The sequence below is a fragment of the Xanthobacter lutulentifluminis genome (assembly GCF_043194675.2).
In the GTDB taxonomy this organism is placed as follows: domain Bacteria; phylum Pseudomonadota; class Alphaproteobacteria; order Rhizobiales; family Xanthobacteraceae; genus Xanthobacter.
The window spans coordinates 2,321,409-2,337,105 of record NZ_CM195525.1; the positions used below are offsets into that span (position 1 = coordinate 2,321,409).

A 15,697-nucleotide genomic window follows, 5' to 3' on the forward strand; every position below is an offset into this window, starting at 1 on the left:
TATTCAATGCGTTCTGATTCCCCGGGTCAGATCGGGCTCGACAGGCTGTGCGGATGGGCGCACTCTCGCCCGCAACGTTGTGCGGAAAATCGCACAGCATTCCTGGGGCGGGCACGGACGGGCGGCAGGTGGCGAGCGAGGAAAGCAGCGAACCGGAGACGGCCCGGCGGCGGCGCGTTGCCGCCATCGCCGGCGCGGCGCTGGCTGCGGCCGCGCTGCTGGTCGGCCTCGACCGGATCGCCGACTACGCCGCGCGCCGCTGGGCCATCGCCCAGGTTGAGACGGCCGCCGACACCGCCGCCGCCCTGCGCGTCGCGGTGCTGCGCGCGGAGATCGAGAAGCAGCGCTCCCTGCCGGTGGTCCTCGCCCAGGACCCGGACGTGCGGCGCGCGCTGGAGACCGGCACGCCGGCCCGCTTCGCAGCCCTCAGCCGGCGGTTCGAGGCCCTGGCCGCAGGCGCGCGCACGGGCGTCATCTATCTCATCGACGCCGAGGGCGAGACGGTGGCGGCGAGCAATTTCCGCACTCCGGAGAGCTTCCTCGGCAGCGACTACAGCTTCCGCCCCTACTTCCGCCTGGCGCTGGCGGACGGGCGGGCGGAGCATTTCGCCTTCGGCACCGTCAGCCACCGGCCCGGCCTCTATCTGGCGCAGCGGGTGGAAGGCGACGGGGTGCCGCTGGGGGTGCTGGTGCTCAAGGCCGAGTTCGACCCGCTGGAGGAGGAGTGGCGCCGCTTCGCCGAGCCCACCTTCGTCACCGACAGCCGGCACATCGTGCTGATCGCCAGCGAGCCCGCCTTCCGCTTCCGCACCACCGTGCCGCTCGATGCCGCCGAGCGCACCGCCATCCGCGCCAGCCTCCAGTTCGGCGACGCCCCGCTCGACCGGCTCGACCTCGGCCCCACCCCGGAGGCGGCCGGGGGAGCCGGCGATCTGCAGGTGCGCCGCGTGCGGCTGCCCGGCACGAGCCGGCGCGAGACCTTCGTGGAGGCCTCGCTGGCCGTTCCCACCACCGACTGGACCCTCTCCGTGCTCGCCCCCACCGCCGCCACGGAGAACCTTGCCGGAACCGCCGCGCGCACCTCGGCGGCGCTCATCGGCGTCATCGGCCTCGGCTCGGCCGGCCTGTGGCGCACCCGCCGTCGCCGGCGCGCCCGGGCGGAGGCGCAGGCGGCGGAGGCGCGGCGCGAGCTGGAGGCGCGGGTGGAGGACCGCACCGCCGAGCTCAGCGCCGCCAACGCTCAATTGCGCACCGAGATGGAGGAGCGCCGTCGCGCCCGCCTCGCCATCGATGCCTTGCAGGACGAACTGGTGCAGGCGAGCAAGCTCGCCGTGCTGGGCCAGATCGCCGCCGGCCTCGCCCACGAGGTGAACCAGCCGGTGGCCGCCATCCGCACCTTCGCCGACAACGCCCGCGCCTTCCTCGATCGCGGCGAGCCGGCGCCGGCCGCGCAGAATCTCTCGACCATCGCCGGCCTCACCGAGCGCATCGGCGCCATCACCGGCGAATTGCGCGCCTTCGCCCGCAAGTCCGCGCCGCGGCTGGAGCCGGTGGAGATCGGCACGGTGGTGGACGGCGCGTTGCTGCTGCTGCGCTACCGCCTGCTGCAGAACGCCATCGACCTCACCGTCGCGCTCGACCTGCCGCAGGCGCAGGTGCTGGGCGACCGGGTGCGGCTGGAGCAGGTGTTCGTCAACCTCATCCAGAACGCCACCGAGGCGCTGGGAGAGCGGCCGGGCGCCGCCATCCGCATCGCCTCCGTCACCGGGGCCGACACGGTGGCGGTGACGGTGGCCGACAACGGCCCCGGCCTGCCGCCGCAGGTGCTGGAGACCCTGTTCCTGCCCTTCACCACCACCAAGCCGCAGGGGCTGGGGCTGGGGCTGGTGATCTCCAAGGACATCATCGCCGAATGCGGCGGCTCGCTGACGGTCGAGAACCGCGACGGCGCCGTCTTCACCATCACGCTGCCGAGGGCCCAATGAGCGATGTCGCCTTCATCGACGACGACGAGGCGCTGCGCGCCGCCAACGTGCAGGCGCTGATGCTGGCGGGGCTGACCGCCGACGGCCATCCCTCCGCCGCCTCGGCGCTCGCCGCCATCGACGCGGATTTCCCCGGCATCGTCGTCACCGACGTGCGCATGCCCGGCATGGACGGGCTGGAGCTGTTCCGCCGCCTCAGGCGCATGGACCCTGACCTGCCGGTCATCCTCGTCACCGGCCACGGCGACATCGCCATGGCGGTGGAGGCCATGCGCGAGGGTGCCTACGACTTCCTCGCCAAGCCCTATCCGGTGGACCGGCTCGTCACCTCGGTGCGCCACGCCCTCGACCGCCGGCGGCTGGCTCTGGAGAACCGGGAGCTGAAGCGCAGCGTGGAGGCCGCGCGCGCCGACCTGCCCCTGCTCGGCTCCACCCCGGTGATGGAGCGCATGCGCCAGATGCTGCGCCAGATCGCCGACGCCGACGTGGACGTGCTGGTGGAGGGCGAGACCGGCTCCGGCAAGGAAGTGGTGGCCCATGCGATCCACCGCTGGAGCCGCCGCGCCGCCCGCCCGCTGGTGGCGGTGAATTGCGGCGCCCTGCCGGAGACGGTGATCGAGAGCGAATTGTTCGGCTACGAGGCCGGCGCCTTCACCGGCGCGCTGAAGAAGCGCGTGGGGCGCATCGAGCACGCCCACGGCGGCACGCTGTTCCTCGACGAGATCGAAGCCATGTCGCCGGCCCTGCAGGTGAAGCTGCTGCGGGTGCTGGAAGCCCGCGAGATCGCCCCCCTCGGCACCAACGAGACGCGCCGGGTGGACATCCGCGTCGTCGCCGCCTCCAAGGTGGACCTGCCGGCGCTGGTGCGCGCGGGCAGCTTCCGCGAGGACCTGTATTACCGCCTGCACGTGGCGGCCGTGCGCATCCCGCCCCTGCGCGAGCGGCGGGCGGACGTGCCTTTGCTGTTCGGCCATTTCCTCGCCCGCGCGGCGGAGCGCTTCAACCGCCCGCCGCCGGATCTGGACGCGGACGTGCGCCGCCATCTCGCCGAGCACGACTGGCCGGGAAACGTGCGCGAGCTGGTTCATTACGCCGAGCGCGTCGCCCTCGGCCTGATGGAGCCGACCCCGGCGCCCGCCGCGGACGAGGCCGGCGGCGAGACCCTGCCCGAGCGGGTGGACCGCTTCGAGGCCGGCGAGATCCGCGCCGCGCTGGAGGCCAACCAGGGGGACGTGCAGGCCACCGTCGCGGCCCTCGGCATCCCGCGCAAGACCTTCTACGACAAGCTGCGCCGCCACGGCATCGACCAGGCGGCCTACCGCTCCGGCCGCCAGCGCGCGTGAGCCGGCGACGCCCCCTCAGCCCGCGTTGCCGGGAAAGGTGCGGGCGAACAGCTTGCCCTCGGTGTCCTCGGCCTTCACCGTCACCGGCTCGGCGGAGGGGGTGAAGCTGAAGCGGAAGGTGGGGTCCTCGCTGATGGAGATGCCGCCCTCCATGGCGAAGATGAGCCGCTCGCCCTGCCGCACCTCCACCGCCCGCACGAACCAGGCCGGGGTATAGCCGCGCGTCGTCGGATCGAGCTGGAGCCCCGAGAAGTTGGGATGGCGGATCTGCACCTGCGCCTCGGTCCGTCCGCCCGACGCGCTGGCGGGAAACACGCGGAACCGCATCTCGCCGAGCCGGGCGATGGAATCCGCCGTGTCCTTGGTGGCGGGGGCGGAGCAGCCCCCCGCCGCCTTCACGAAGCTCTTCGCCATGTGCAGGGTGCCGTCGCTGGTCTCCACCACGGCGCGCACGAAGGAATAGGAATTCACCCGCACCCTGAGCGAGAGCGAGAAATCCCGCACGTCAGCGCCGAAGCTGAAGCGGCCGGCCATGGGCGCGGGGTTCTCGTCCACCACCAGCGTCACCGCCTTCAATGTCCGCGGATCGCCCGGCGGCAGCGCGAGGGCGATGGTGAGCGGCACCAGCGCCGCATCCTCCGCCCGCCCCGGCGCCTCCAGCGTCACGATGCCGTCGGCGTCGCCCACCTCGGCGGAGGGGAAGAGATCGGGCCGGATGGAAATCCACGTGCCTTCCTTCTCCGGCGCGTTGGCCTGCGCCAGCGCCGGCCCAGCGCCGCAGGCGAGCGCGAGCGCAAGCACCAGCGCGGACAGGCCGGGAGCGTGCCGCTTGGCTGCGGCGGGCGCCCGGCGGTGGGGCGCGGAGCAAAGGGTGGAGCAAAGGATCATGGCGCATCTCCATCCCGGGGCCGGGCGCGGGGCGGCGCGGCGGCCGTATGGCTCGTCCGGACGCGCGGGGACGGGGCGGATTCGACCGCGCCGTGCCGCGCGGGGGCGGCCTTTTCCTGCATTTTACGACTGTGCGCCGTTTGCGGCCAGCGTGGCCGCCGGCGCGTCAGCGGGCGAGGCAGATCAGCTGCACGACCGCGGCGGCAATTGCGGCGTTCGCCGGCTGCGACAGGTGCAGGCGGTCGGTCCAGGCCGGATCGACGCCCCGCATCGCCGCGCCGGTATCGAGAAGCGGCAGGCCGCGCGCCTGCGCCACCTGCCGCACCACGGCGCGATAGGTTTCCAGCCGCATGTCGGCCTCGGCATTGCCGAGGGGCGGCGGTGTCAGAAGCAGCACCCGCCCGCCCTGCGCAAGGCGGCGGTCCACCAGCGCATCCAGCCCCTTCCGGAACGCAGCCGGATCGAGCGGGCCCTCGGGCAGCCGCCCGTAATTGCCGAAATCGTTGGTGCCGAACAGGATGACGGTGAGCGCTGTGGTGGGCGCATCGCGCCAGCGCGCCAGCCCCTCCGCGCTGCGGTCGCCGGGATAGCCGTGGTTCACCACCGCCACCCCGCCCCCCAGCAGCCGGCCCACCTCCTCTGGAAACGGCAGACGGCTGCGCGACATGGGATAGGCGTTGATGGGCGGCAGGCCGTGGGTCTCGGTACGGTCGAAGCCGTACGTCAGGCTGTCGCCCTCGAAGGTGACGGTGCCGCCGGGGGGAACGGGAATCTGGTCCGCCCGGCAGGCCGCCGCCGCGCGGGCGGGTGAGATGGCGGCGACGAGCAGCGCCAGCGCCAGCAGAAGGCGCGCCGGTGCCCGCCCCGCACACGCACGCCCCAGGTGTTGCCCCGCCATGTCCCCTTCCGTCGCTCCCCGGCCGGCGCACGCACGCGCGCTCCGCAAGCCGGATCGGGGCGCGAGGCGGGAACTGTCTCATCGTTCGGCCGGGCGCGGCATGCGCCCGCCTGCCGCATCGAGGGCCGGCACGGGCGGCGCCATCGGTTCCGCCGGCTCGACGGGCAGGCCCGCCAGCGCCCAGCCGTCCACACCGTCGGGGTACCAGGCGACGGCGCGATAGCCATCCGCCAGCGCGCGGCGGGCGGCATTCCACGACATCCAGCACTGCCGCTGGCAGAACAGCACCAGCGGGGCGGTCCGGTCGCCCCCGGTCGCCTGCGCGAGACCGGCGCGGAAATAGGCCTCGGCCTCCGGCGTGAGCGCGCCGAAGCCGGTGTTGGGCAGCCACAGGGCGCCCGGGATGCTGGCGTGAGGGGCATCGCGCCAGACGGTGCCCTCCGGCAGCGCGGCCGGACGGGGCGGACGGGGCAGCACGTCCACGAAGGCGGCGCCCTTGGCGCGCCACAGCTCGGCCGCCTGCGCCGTGTCGAGCACGCGGGCGCCGGCGAGGGTTTCCGGGGTCGGCGCGCGGTAGGCATCCATGCGGTAGCCGTCGGGCTCGGGCGGCGCCTCGGCGGCGCGTGTCGGCCCCGCCGGGAGCGCGAGCAGGGCAAGGATCACCATCGCCTGTGCCGGCCGGCTCCCCGCTCCATGCACGCCCGCGCGACGCTGGCGCCCCTGGGGCGCATCCCGCGGCGGGCGCGGGGCGGACGAGCCGGCGGCGGGCGGGGTCACTGTCCCGGCCTCCCCGCCACGGCACCGTCCGGCGCCGGAGCGATGAGCGCGCCGTCCTCGTCCAGCAGCGGCACGTGATAGGCCAGCAGCACGCCTTCGATGTCGGCGGCGCGCTTGCGCAGGATGGCGTTGAGCCGCTGCTTCCACGCGTGGTCGGTCTGCCGCACGCCCATGGTGATGCGATAGGCGAGGGCCGGGCGCTCGGCCTCATGCAGCAGCGGCACCACCGATAGCGGCGCGGCGGCCTGCGCCGCGAACGTGCCGGCGGTCGGCCCCCACATCAGCGCGCCGTCGATGCGGCCGGCGGCGACGTCGTCGAGCATCTCCTCGGCGGGGGAATCGAAGCGCCGGTCCACCAGCAGCGAATAGGTGCGCGACTTCGGCAGCAGCCCCAGCTCCAGCAGATGATCGGCCGGCGGGGTCGCCGCCACCACGCCGAGGCGGGCCTCCTTCAGGCGCGGATCGGACAGGCGGTCCACGCCGTCGAGCGGTCCGCCCTTGCGCACCACCAGCACGTAGACCGACTGGTAATAGGGATTGGTATGCAGCACCGGGTCGGCCCCGGCGGCATATCCGATGATGACGTCGCACAGCCGTCCGCCGAGCGTGTTGCGGACAAAACCGGGTCCCTGCGGCTGGAAGGTGTAGCGCACCGGCACCTTCAGCTCGTCGGCGACGATGGCGGCAATCCTGTTCTCGAAGCCCTGACCGGCGGCGTTGGAATAGGGCATGTTGGCCGGATCGGCGCACACCCTGAGCGCATCCGCCGACACCTGGTCCGGGATCTGCTGGCCGCGCGCGCCGCCGGACGGGCTCAGCAGCAGGATCGCCGCAAGCCCCCCCGTCGCCAGCGTGGCGACGAGGGGCGCGAACCGTTCGCTATTCGCCGAGGCAGGTCTTTTCCGCATTGGCCGCTCCCGGGGTCTTGTCGTCCCGCTTGGCGGGGCGCACACGCCCGAGCGCCCCGTCGGAGCGCGCGCGTAGGTAGACGTAGATGTCGTCGAGGTAGCACATCACGTTCTTGTTCAGGCCGAACGAGGGCATGACCTTCTCGTTGCCGCCGCCCACGTTCTGCCGGCCGCCCACCACCACCTCGTTGAAATGGTCGTAGTTCATGGTCTGCAGCGATTCGATCAGCGCCGGGGCATAGGTGGAGCCCAAGCCGTCCGGCCCGTGGCACACGTGGCATTCGGCGTGGTAGCGGCGGTAGCCGGAATAGGTGAACCAATCCACGGTGCCATCAGGGCGAATATTGTAGGTGGGCGCGCCGGAGGCGTCGAAATACTTGCCGTCCTCTTCCTTCACCGCCTTGGCATCGCCCGGCTTCTCGGGCTCGGCGGCGCGGGCGGCGCCCGCGAGATGCAGCGAGAGCGCGGCGAGGACAAGGGCGCCGGCGCGCGTCAGATGAACAGATGAAACCACACGATCTCTCCAAGACGTCGGGACAAGGGAGGCGCGCGCCGTCGTTCCGGCTCGCGCCGGCGGACGTCCTGTGGAGCGCCTGTCGATGGCGGAGCCGGCACGGGGCACCGCGGTGCGCGCGTGCCGGCTCCCGATGTCCGCGGCCCGTGGGCCGCCGGTCAGCCCGTCCGCATCATTGCGGGACGGTGAAGACCGTGAGCTGGCCGCCGAGGGCCGTGTAGTTGCTCAGGGCCGCATAGCCGCCCACCGCGCCGAGGCCGGCGTTGGGGTCGGTGAGGCCCGCCGCGAGGCCGATGCCGGCCCAGCCGCCCACACCCGAGAGCACCGCCACATACTGCTTGCCCTGGTGGGTGTAGGTCATGACGTTGCCGATGATGCCGGACGGGGTCTTGAACTTGTAGAGTTCCTTGCCCGTCTTGGCGTCCACGGCCTTCAGGTAGCCTTCCAGCGTGCCGTAGAAGACCACGCCGCCGGCGGTGGCGAGCGCGCCGGACCACACGGAGAACTGCTCCTTGTTGGACCAGACGATCTTGCCCTGGCGGGCATCCCACGCGATGAAGTTGCCCATGCCGCCGTGGCTGTTCGGCGCCGGGAACATGGACAGCGTGGCGCCCACATAGGGCTGGCCGGGGGTGTAGCTCACGCGGAACGGCTCATAATCCATGCACACGTGGTTGGTGGGCACGTAGAACAGGCCCGTATCCGGCGAGAACGCCGCCGGCTGCTGGTCCTTGGTGCCGAGCGCCGCCGGGCAGATGCCGGTGGTGTTCACGTCCTCGCCCTGCTTCTCGGTCGAGTAGCGCGGGACCACCAGCGGACGCCCGAAGGTGGGGCTGTTGCGGTCCATGTCCACCTTGGTGGCCCAGTTCACCGCCGGGTCGTACTTCTCCGCCACCAGCAGCTCGCCGGTCTTGCGATCCAGCGTGTAGCCGAAGCCGTTGCGGTCGAAGTGGACCAGCAGCGGGCGTTCCTGGCCGCCGATCTGCTGGTCGACGAGGATCATCTCGTTGATGCCGTCATAGTCCCACTCGTCGTGGGGGGTCATCTGGTAGACCCACTTCGCCATGCCGGTGTCCGGGTTGCGGGCGAAGATGGTCATGGACCACTTGTTGTCGCCCGGGCGCTGCTTCGGGTTCCAGGTGGAGGGATTGCCGGAGCCGTAATACACGAGATCCAGCTTCGGATCGTAGGAATACCAGCCCCAGGTGCAGCCGCCGCCGGTCTTCCACTGGTCGCCCTGCCAGGTCTTCAGGGACGAATCCTTGCCCACCGGCCTGCCGAGGTCCGTGGTCTTCTCCGGATCGAGCAGGATCTCGTTGTCCGGGCCCATGGAATAGGCGCGCCAGACCTGCTTGCCGGTGGCCATGTCATAGGCGGTCATGTGGCAGCGCACGCCGAACTCGCCGCCGGAAATGCCCACCAGCAGCTTGTCCTTCACCGGGATGACGGTGGCGGTGTTGGTCTCGCCGCGCTTGGGATCGCCGTTGACCTGCGACCACAGCACCTTGCCGTTCTGCGCGTCGAGCGCCACCACCTTGGTGTCGGCCTGGTGCAGGAACACCTTGCCGTCGGCATAGGCGAGGCCGCGATTGACGGTGTCGCAGCACATCACCGGAATGACGTTCGGGTCCTGCTTGGGCTCGTACTTCCAGATGATGCGGCCCTCGTTCTTCAGGTCGAGGGCGTAGACGATGTTGGGGAACGGCGTGTGGACGTACATCACGTCGCCCACCACCAGCGGCGAGCCTTCGTGGCCACGCAGCACGCCGGTGGAGAAGGTCCAGGCAACCTGCAGCTTGCCCACGTTGTCGGTGGTGATCTGCTTGAGCTTGGAATAGCGCGTGTTGGCGTAGTCGCCGGTCTGCAGGACCCACTGGTTGGGGTCCTGGGTCAGCTTCATCACACTGTCATTGGCGCCGGCTGGCGCGACGAAAAAGGCGGTGGCCGCCGCCGCGGCGGTCCAAACCAGAAAACGTTTCATCCGGGCTTCCTCCGATGGATGCGGACCCGCCTCCACGGACGTGGATCGGGAAACGCACTGAGCGTTGTTTTCGCCTTGGGGGACTCCATCTACTTCGGCAGCGTGTCACGACCGGCGTGAATGCCCTGAAGCCATGCGGAGACAGCGCGTCCCGCAGGCCTGCGAACCAACCCCGCGTTCCCCGCACGGAGTTGTTGAAGCCGAAGCTGAGAGGAACGTAAGCAATGTTTTTGCCGGAAGCAATACGCCAATGGTCCGAACAACGCAGAGTTTATACTGCATCTGCGAAGTAACATGCCGCCGCAATGCGGAAACGCGGACGTGGCCGCAGCGCTGCTATTCCCACTCCAGCTCATGATAGGCGGAGGTGGCGTTGCGGGCGTTGAAGTCGTCGAACAGCTGCCAGCGCCCCTCTTCCCCGCGCCCGGCGGTCGACGCCGCCTCGCCGATGGGCCTGCCCTCGCGCACCATGGCACGCACGTCGGCAACGAGGCGCCGCAGGTAGCGCTCGGTCGGCTCCGCCGCCACCGGCCAGGGCACGGCGGCCGGCCCGTGGCCGGGCACCACCTGCGCCACCGGGCGGCGCTTCAGCTCCTCGATGAGGGCGATCCAGCCCAGCGCCTTGCCGTCGAGCGCAGGCACGTGGCCGAGGAACAGCAGATCGCCCAGGAACCAGGTGCGGGTGGCCTCGTCCAGCACCGTGAGGTCGGTGGCGGTGTGGGCGGTGGGCCAGGCCTCCAGCAGCAGCACCCGCTCGCCGATGTCGATGCGGCGGCTGGTGGCCACCGTCTCGTCGGGCAGCACCACGCGCGTGCCCTCCGCGGCCGGGCCGACGAGGCGGCGGGTGGCATCGAGATAGCTCTCCGCCCGCGCGCGCAGGGCATCGGGCAGGTTCGCGTGGCCGATGAAGGTCACCCCGGGACCGGCGAAGGCGGCATTGCCCAGCACGTGGTCCGGATGCATGTGGGTGTTGATCACATAGCGCACCGGCAGCGGCGTGGTGCGGCGGATGGTGGCCTTCAGCCGCTCGCCGGCCTCGAGGCTGCCGCCGGTGTCGATCACCGCCACCGCCTCGCGCCCCACCACGAAGCCGGCATTGCCGACGAAGCCCAGGTTGGCCGGCAGCGCCAGCGCATAGGGCGCGCGATGCACGAACACCCCCTGCGCCACCTCGGTCACCGGCAGGGGCGTGATCGCGCGGGCGGGCGGAGACTGGACGGGCGCAGCCGGTGGGGCGGTCGCGCCCGGCGCGGGCGGATCGGCTTCGGCCCGCACGGCTCCGGGCGACGCCCAGATGATCGCGCACAGGACCGCCGCCGTGGCTGCGCGGGCGCGAATCGAACCGCGACTTCCCATGCCACGAGCGGCAGTGCCCGGACCGGCCGCGTGGCGCGGCGGGACCTGTCCGAGCGGACGGGACGCGGGCGCGCCCGGCGGACAGGCGCCGGCGGACGACCCCGGACCGCGGTCCCGCTCCCATCGCTGCCGTGGACCGCACGACCGCTGAAGATGACGACACGCGCGACCCATCATCGCCTCCTCAGGTCCCGGCCAGCGTCGGAACACGCGCCACAAGCGCCGCCCGTTCCGCCTCGATCCAGCCGGGCGTGCGGCCGGCACGGGGAACGGCGAGGCGAACCTCCTCCACCACGCGGGTGGGGCGCGGCGCCAGCAGGACCAGCCGGTCGGCCAGCGCCAGCGCCTCGCGCAGATCATGCGTCACCATCAGCACCGCCATGTCCCGCCGGCCGGCCGCCGCCAGCACGCAGCGACGCAGCTCGGCTGCCGCCGGAGCATCGAGCGAGACGAACGGTTCGTCCAGCACCAGCAGGTCCGGGTCCACCGCCAGCGCCCGCGCCAGCGACACCCGCCGCGCCAGCCCCAGGGACAATTCTCCCGGATAGCGCGCGCGGTGCGCCTCCAGCCCGAACATGGCGATCAATGGCCCGAGGTCCATCCCCCGTCGCGCCCTCGGCAGCACGAGGCGGATGTTCTCCTCCACCGTGCGCCACGGCAACAGGCGCGGCTCCTGAAAGGCGATGCCGATGGGAAGGCGCGCCGGATCGGGCGTCACCGTTCCCTCGAAATCCCGGTCGAGGCCTGCGAGGATGCGCAGCGTCGTGGTCTTGCCGCAGCCGGAGGGGCCGATGAGGCAGGTGAATTCCCCGCCCGCAAGCGAGAGGGTGAGGTCGCGCACGGCCTCCATCGCCTCCCCGCCGGGGCGCCGGTAGGTCTTGGCCGCGATGCGGGCTTCAACGAGCTTCGAGGCGCCAGCGTCGGGCATGAGCTTCCATGGGTTGCAGCACCCCATATTCCACCGCCAGCATCACCGCCATGAAGGCCAGCGCATAGCCCAGCACGGCGGCCACATCGAACAGCTGGAAATAGACCGAGATGGCATAGCCGACGCCGTTGGGCCGGCCCAAAAGCTCCACCACCAGCACGATCTTCCACACCAGCGCCAGGCCGGAGCGCGCCGCCCCGGCAAGATGCGGCTGAAGCTGCGGCAGCACCAGGTGGCGCATCCGGTCGACGAACGACAGGCGGAAGGCGCGGCCCATCTCGTCGAGCTCGGGGGAGAGCGCGCGGGCCCCCTCGCGCACCAGCACCGCCACCGTGGGCATCTTGTTGAGCGCCACCGCCAGCACCGCCGCCGCCTCGGTGAGGCCGAGCCAGATGTAGCAGAGCACGGTGATGACGAGGGCCGGCGTGTTCAAAAGCAGCACCAGCCAGGTGTCGAACGCGAGGTCCAGCCGCCGCAGGCGCCCGAACGCGAGCCCGATCACCGCCCCCACCGCCATGGCGAGGACGAATGACACCACGACCCGCGCCAGCGTGGCGGCAAGATTGGCGGCGAGCGCGCCGGTGCCCGCCTCCCGCACCAGGAAGGCCAGCACCGCCTCCGGCGGCGGCAGGGCACGGCTGGGCGCGGCCGTCGCCACCACCTGCCACAGCACCAGAAGCGCCAGCAGCGAGCCGGCGCGGACGGCAACGGCGGGCAGAATGGCCCTCATCGCGCAGCGGGCTCGGGATCGAGATAGAGGCCCTCCGGCAGGCGGGGCGCCGGGCCGACCAGCTGCGCCCCGCCGAGCTTCGCAAGCACCTCGTAGAGCGCCGCAGCAGCCTTGCGCTCGGCGGCGATGGGCAGGTCCGGCACGCCGGCGATGAAGCCGCGCCGGAGCGCGGCGAAGGTGGCTTCGTCCGGCGCCTGCATCTGCGGTCGCGCCGCTGCCCATGCCGGACCCGACAGCGCCGCATCGGAGGAGGCGAGCGCGGTCTTGGTGGCCCGGGAGGCGGTCGCGAAGCCCGCCACCACATGGGGATGGGCGCGGGCGAAGGCGCCGTCGAAGATGTAGCCCACCAGCGTCGGCGCGGGCGCGATGCCGAGCCCGCGCACCAGATCGGCCACGCTCACCAGCCGGCGGAAGCCCTTGGGCTCCAGCCGCGCGCAGAAGGTCCAGTAGAGCAGCGCGGCATCGAGCCGGCCCTGCTCCAGCTCGGCGGCGAGCAGGGGCGGGGCGGCGAAGACGGGCTGCGCGGCGCTCTCCAGGTCGAGGCCGGAAGCACGGGCGTGGGCCTTCAGCAGCAGCCAGCTCTTGTCGAGCGCGCCGCCCGCGACGCCGAGACGGCGGCCGGCGAGATCGGCGACGCTGCGGACCGGCGAGCCGTCCGGCACCATCACCGCACCCTCGGATGAGGAGAAGGGCAGGTAGCGCAGGTCTCGCCCCTCGGCCTTCACCCGCGCGGCCCAGAGCAGATCGCCCAGCATGGCGTCCACCGCGCCGGCCTGGAAGGCGATGCGGCCCGCGTCGTTGCTGGCGAAGCGCGTCGTGGCGAGGGTGACGCCGCTGGCTGCGGCGAGCCCCAGCGCCTCCATGGCCGCGATCTCCCACGCGCCGGAGCCGAACTGCAGCAGGCCGAGCCGCAGCGGCGGAGCCTCGGCGGCGGTTCCCTGCGCGGGACGAGCGGGAGTGGCACGGGCGGCGCCCGGCGCGACGAGCAGCCCCGCCGCGAGTGCGAGCATGCGACGGCGCGTCAGCATCGCTGCCTCCCGGTCGGGGCCCGCCGCGCGGGCGGAGGACCGTGCGCCCTCCTTCGTCCCGCCACTGTGGCGAGGCCCTGCGGGCCTGTCCATAACGATCTGGAAAATAACGACTTTATGAGAGATTCCTAAGAGCGGGCGGGCCGCTCCCGGAACACGCGCTCAGAACTGGAAGCCCACCTGGAGGCGCCCCTGCTGGCGCTCGAAGTTGACGAGGTCGAGCGAGGAGACCACCGGGAAGTCGGCGCTGCCGGCGATCTGGAACGACCACGCGGCCTTCACGTAGAACTGCGGCGTCACCTGCGCGTAGAGGGTGGGGCCGACGAACAGGCCCCAGCCCTGCCGGTCGCCCAGCGTGGCGCCGTCATAGGCCGCAAGGTAGCGGGCCTCGCCGCCGAGGAAGATGTCCTTCGCCACCTGCGCCGTGAGCGCGCCGGAAATCTCCAGCCCCGACCCGGACGACCACAAGCCGATGCCGTTGTCGTTTTCCCGCTCCCATTCCGGCTGGTAGACGAGGTTCACCGCCGCGAACAGGAAGTTGGACACGATCTCCGCATCGGCGGCGAGGCGGAACTCGATGCCGTAGGCGGTGCCCTGCTCGCCGGTGAGCTCGTCCAGCCGTGACCATTCCGGCTCGATGCTCAGCGACAGGCCGATGGGCGAGGTGCGGTGATCGAGGAAGCGGTATTTCAGCTCGAAGAAGGCGCCAGCGAGCCCGCTGCTGCGGGTGTTGTCGAAGCCGGGAATGCCGGAGATGTCGAAGCCCGCCAGCGCGCCGCCGACTGCGAACTTCAGGTTGTCGGTGATGGAATATTCGAACTCCGCCTCGCCCGAATAGGCGCCGTAGTGCCCGCCGAGCTTGCCGAGCCGGCCGTCTACCGTGAAGGTGAGCTCCTTCTCGCCCTTCTCGCCGGTATCGGTGCCCAGCGTGAAGCCGAAGATGTTCTCGGTCTCGATGCCCTCCGCGGCCTCGCCGTGGGCGCCCGGCTTGTCGTCGTCGTCATCGCCGGAATGGGCCAGGCCAGCGCCGGCGGCGCAGGGCAGCAGCGCCACGCCCAGCAGCAGTGACGCAAGGTAATTCCGCTCCCGCCCGTATGTCCGCCCGTTCATGGCGCCCCGCTCCCCTGTTCTTCTTGTGCGCAATTGCGTACCGAAGGGCTTCGCAGCGTCAATCGGGCGGATTCTTATTATCCATTCAAGGTGGCGTAACCGGTGCAGAAGGTGCAAGCCTGTGTCCGGATAGCAACGATTACGTATTCGCGCCGTGAAATTCCTGGCACGGCGCGGCCCGCCCTGCCGCGCCGCAGCGACGAATCGCAGCCGGTGGCGGCCATGCGGCTCTTGCGCCCGCCATGCGGTTGATGGAACATGACGCGTGATTTTCGTGCGGGGAAACAACCGCGGCGCACCGGCCTCCGGGGCGAAGCCACCCGCTAATGTTTCCCCCTGCACGGAGCTGCGCCGATGGCGGAATCCGCCCCCATTCTCCACATCATCACCCCGCTCGCCCATGTGAGCCCGTTCGACGTGAACATGGCCGTGGACGCAGGCTACGGCGCCATCGCGCCCTATTCGCGCGTCGCCCTCGACGAGGTGCGCGACCTCACCCAGGACATGATGTTCTCCCGCGCCCCGCAGGCGGCGCCGCGCACCGGCCTGTTCATCGGCGGCAAGGATGCCGGCCTTGCCCTCGACATGGCGGAGGCGGCGCGCGCGGCGATCTTCCCGCCGTTCGAGATCTCCATCTTTCCCGATCCCGCCGGCTCCTTCACCACCGCCGCCGCCATGATCGCCAAGGTCGAGCAGGCGCTGGTGAAGTCCCGTCCCGCGGGGCTGAAGGGCGCGGCCGTGCAGATCTACGGCGCCACCGGCGTGGTGGGCTCCATCGCCGCCGTCATCGCCGCCCAGGCGGGCGCGCACGTCACCCTCGTCAGCCATCGCGAGATCGCGGCGGTGGAGGCGAAGGCCGCCGACATGAAGGCCCGCTTCGGCCTCCACGCGGACTGCGCCGCCGCCGTGACCGACGACGACAAGGCGCGGCTCGTGCCCGAGGCGGAGGTCATCCTCGCCACCGGCAAGGCGGGGGTGGAGATCCTGAGCGCCGCCCATCTGGAAGCCGCGAAGCGCCTGAAGGTGGCCGCCGATGTGAACGCGGTGCCCCCCGCCGGCATCGCCGGAATCGGGGCGTTCGACGCAGCGGCGGCGCTGCCCCACGGCATCGGCATCGGCGCGCTGGCCATCGGCAATCTCAAATACGCGGTGCAGCACACCCTGCTGAAGCGCATGTGCGAGACCGACCGGGCGCTGTTCATCGATCTGCCGGCGGTGTTCGCGCTCGCCCGCGAGCTTGATGCGTGAGGC

At 71.6% G+C, this 15,697-nt stretch carries 14 protein-coding genes; 3 read left to right on the forward strand and 11 right to left on the reverse strand.

Features of this window, described 5'->3' with window-relative positions:
* Positions 1-128: 128 nt before the first annotated feature.
* Both V5F49_RS10605 and V5F49_RS10610 read left to right on the forward strand, forming a co-directional pair.
* Entirely contained in the window at positions 129-1,985 is a 1,857-nt protein-coding gene (locus V5F49_RS10605) for a sensor histidine kinase (protein WP_394115831.1), read from the forward strand.
* Positions 1,982-3,328: a sigma-54-dependent transcriptional regulator gene (locus V5F49_RS10610; protein WP_394115830.1), complete on the forward strand. Its 1,347-nt coding sequence runs from the start codon at positions 1,982-1,984 to the stop codon at positions 3,326-3,328. Before V5F49_RS10605 ends, V5F49_RS10610 begins: the two co-directional genes overlap by 4 nt.
* Before the next feature lie 15 nt (positions 3,329-3,343).
* On the opposite strand, the gene V5F49_RS10615 is transcribed toward V5F49_RS10610, so the two are convergent.
* The 11 genes from V5F49_RS10615 to V5F49_RS10665 form a co-directional block, all read right to left on the reverse strand.
* A complete protein-coding gene (locus tag V5F49_RS10615; RefSeq protein ID WP_394115829.1) occupies positions 3,344-4,216 on the reverse strand; it encodes a quinoprotein dehydrogenase-associated SoxYZ-like carrier in 873 nt (290 codons plus the stop codon).
* A gap of 166 nt (positions 4,217-4,382) precedes the next feature.
* Entirely contained in the window at positions 4,383-5,114 is a 732-nt protein-coding gene (locus V5F49_RS10620) for an SGNH/GDSL hydrolase family protein (protein ID WP_394115828.1), read from the reverse strand.
* Positions 5,115-5,192: 78 nt separating this feature from the next.
* Positions 5,193-5,780 carry a PQQ-dependent catabolism-associated CXXCW motif protein gene (locus V5F49_RS10625; RefSeq protein WP_394115892.1) on the reverse strand — a complete coding sequence of 196 codons (588 nt, stop codon included), beginning with the start codon at positions 5,778-5,780 and terminating at the stop codon, positions 5,193-5,195.
* A 107-nt stretch (positions 5,781-5,887) separates the two neighbouring features.
* Positions 5,888-6,799, reverse strand: a complete 912-nt coding sequence (locus tag V5F49_RS10630; protein WP_394115827.1) for a substrate-binding domain-containing protein — start codon at positions 6,797-6,799, stop codon at positions 5,888-5,890.
* Positions 6,771-7,256 carry a c-type cytochrome, methanol metabolism-related gene (locus V5F49_RS10635; protein ID WP_394115891.1) on the reverse strand — a complete coding sequence of 162 codons (486 nt, stop codon included), beginning with the start codon at positions 7,254-7,256 and terminating at the stop codon, positions 6,771-6,773. Before V5F49_RS10635 ends, V5F49_RS10630 begins: the two co-directional genes overlap by 29 nt.
* A gap of 229 nt (positions 7,257-7,485) precedes the next feature.
* Positions 7,486-9,294, reverse strand: a complete 1,809-nt coding sequence (xoxF5, locus tag V5F49_RS10640) for a lanthanide-dependent methanol dehydrogenase XoxF5 (RefSeq protein WP_394115826.1) — start codon at positions 9,292-9,294, stop codon at positions 7,486-7,488.
* A gap of 336 nt (positions 9,295-9,630) precedes the next feature.
* Positions 9,631-10,569, reverse strand: a complete 939-nt coding sequence (locus V5F49_RS10645; protein ID WP_394115825.1) for a quinoprotein relay system zinc metallohydrolase 2 — start codon at positions 10,567-10,569, stop codon at positions 9,631-9,633.
* Between the two features lie 265 nt (positions 10,570-10,834).
* On the reverse strand, positions 10,835-11,578 hold the full coding sequence (locus tag V5F49_RS10650) for an ABC transporter ATP-binding protein (RefSeq protein ID WP_394115824.1): 744 nt from the start codon (positions 11,576-11,578) through the stop codon (positions 10,835-10,837).
* Positions 11,547-12,308: an ABC transporter permease gene (locus V5F49_RS10655; protein WP_394115823.1), complete on the reverse strand. Its 762-nt coding sequence runs from the start codon at positions 12,306-12,308 to the stop codon at positions 11,547-11,549. The genes V5F49_RS10650 and V5F49_RS10655 overlap by 32 nt, the downstream gene beginning before the upstream one ends.
* Complete coding sequence (locus V5F49_RS10660; RefSeq protein WP_394115822.1) at positions 12,305-13,336, reverse strand: ABC transporter substrate-binding protein; 1,032 nt, start codon at positions 13,334-13,336, stop codon at positions 12,305-12,307. Before V5F49_RS10660 ends, V5F49_RS10655 begins: the two co-directional genes overlap by 4 nt.
* Positions 13,337-13,498: 162 nt before the next feature.
* A complete protein-coding gene (locus tag V5F49_RS10665) occupies positions 13,499-14,446 on the reverse strand; it encodes a DUF6662 family protein (protein ID WP_394115821.1) in 948 nt (315 codons plus the stop codon).
* Between the two features lie 354 nt (positions 14,447-14,800).
* On the opposite strand from V5F49_RS10665, the gene V5F49_RS10670 reads away from it, so the two are divergent.
* The gene (locus V5F49_RS10670) at positions 14,801-15,694 is read left to right on the forward strand and encodes an NAD(P)-dependent methylenetetrahydromethanopterin dehydrogenase (RefSeq protein ID WP_394115820.1); all 894 of its coding nucleotides are present in this window, start codon (positions 14,801-14,803) and stop codon (positions 15,692-15,694) included.
* Positions 15,695-15,697: the final 3 nt, after the last annotated feature.

Coding starts and splice junctions, on each gene's coding strand:
- V5F49_RS10610 (WP_394115830.1), top strand. CDS start 1,982: ATGAGCGATGTCGCCTTCATCGACGACGACGAGGCGCTGCGCGCCGCC.
- V5F49_RS10615 (WP_394115829.1), bottom strand. CDS start 4,216: ATGATCCTTTGCTCCACCCTTTGCTCCGCGCCCCACCGCCGGGCGCCC.
- V5F49_RS10620 (WP_394115828.1), bottom strand. CDS start 5,114: ATGGCGGGGCAACACCTGGGGCGTGCGTGTGCGGGGCGGGCACCGGCG.
- V5F49_RS10625 (WP_394115892.1), bottom strand. CDS start 5,780: ATGGTGATCCTTGCCCTGCTCGCGCTCCCGGCGGGGCCGACACGCGCC.
- V5F49_RS10630 (WP_394115827.1), bottom strand. CDS start 6,799: ATGCGGAAAAGACCTGCCTCGGCGAATAGCGAACGGTTCGCGCCCCTC.
- xoxF5 (WP_394115826.1), bottom strand. CDS start 9,294: ATGAAACGTTTTCTGGTTTGGACCGCCGCGGCGGCGGCCACCGCCTTT.
- V5F49_RS10650 (WP_394115824.1), bottom strand. CDS start 11,578: ATGCCCGACGCTGGCGCCTCGAAGCTCGTTGAAGCCCGCATCGCGGCC.
- V5F49_RS10655 (WP_394115823.1), bottom strand. CDS start 12,308: ATGAGGGCCATTCTGCCCGCCGTTGCCGTCCGCGCCGGCTCGCTGCTG.
- V5F49_RS10660 (WP_394115822.1), bottom strand. CDS start 13,336: ATGCTGACGCGCCGTCGCATGCTCGCACTCGCGGCGGGGCTGCTCGTC.
- V5F49_RS10665 (WP_394115821.1), bottom strand. CDS start 14,446: ATGAACGGGCGGACATACGGGCGGGAGCGGAATTACCTTGCGTCACTG.
- V5F49_RS10670 (WP_394115820.1), top strand. CDS start 14,801: ATGGCGGAATCCGCCCCCATTCTCCACATCATCACCCCGCTCGCCCAT.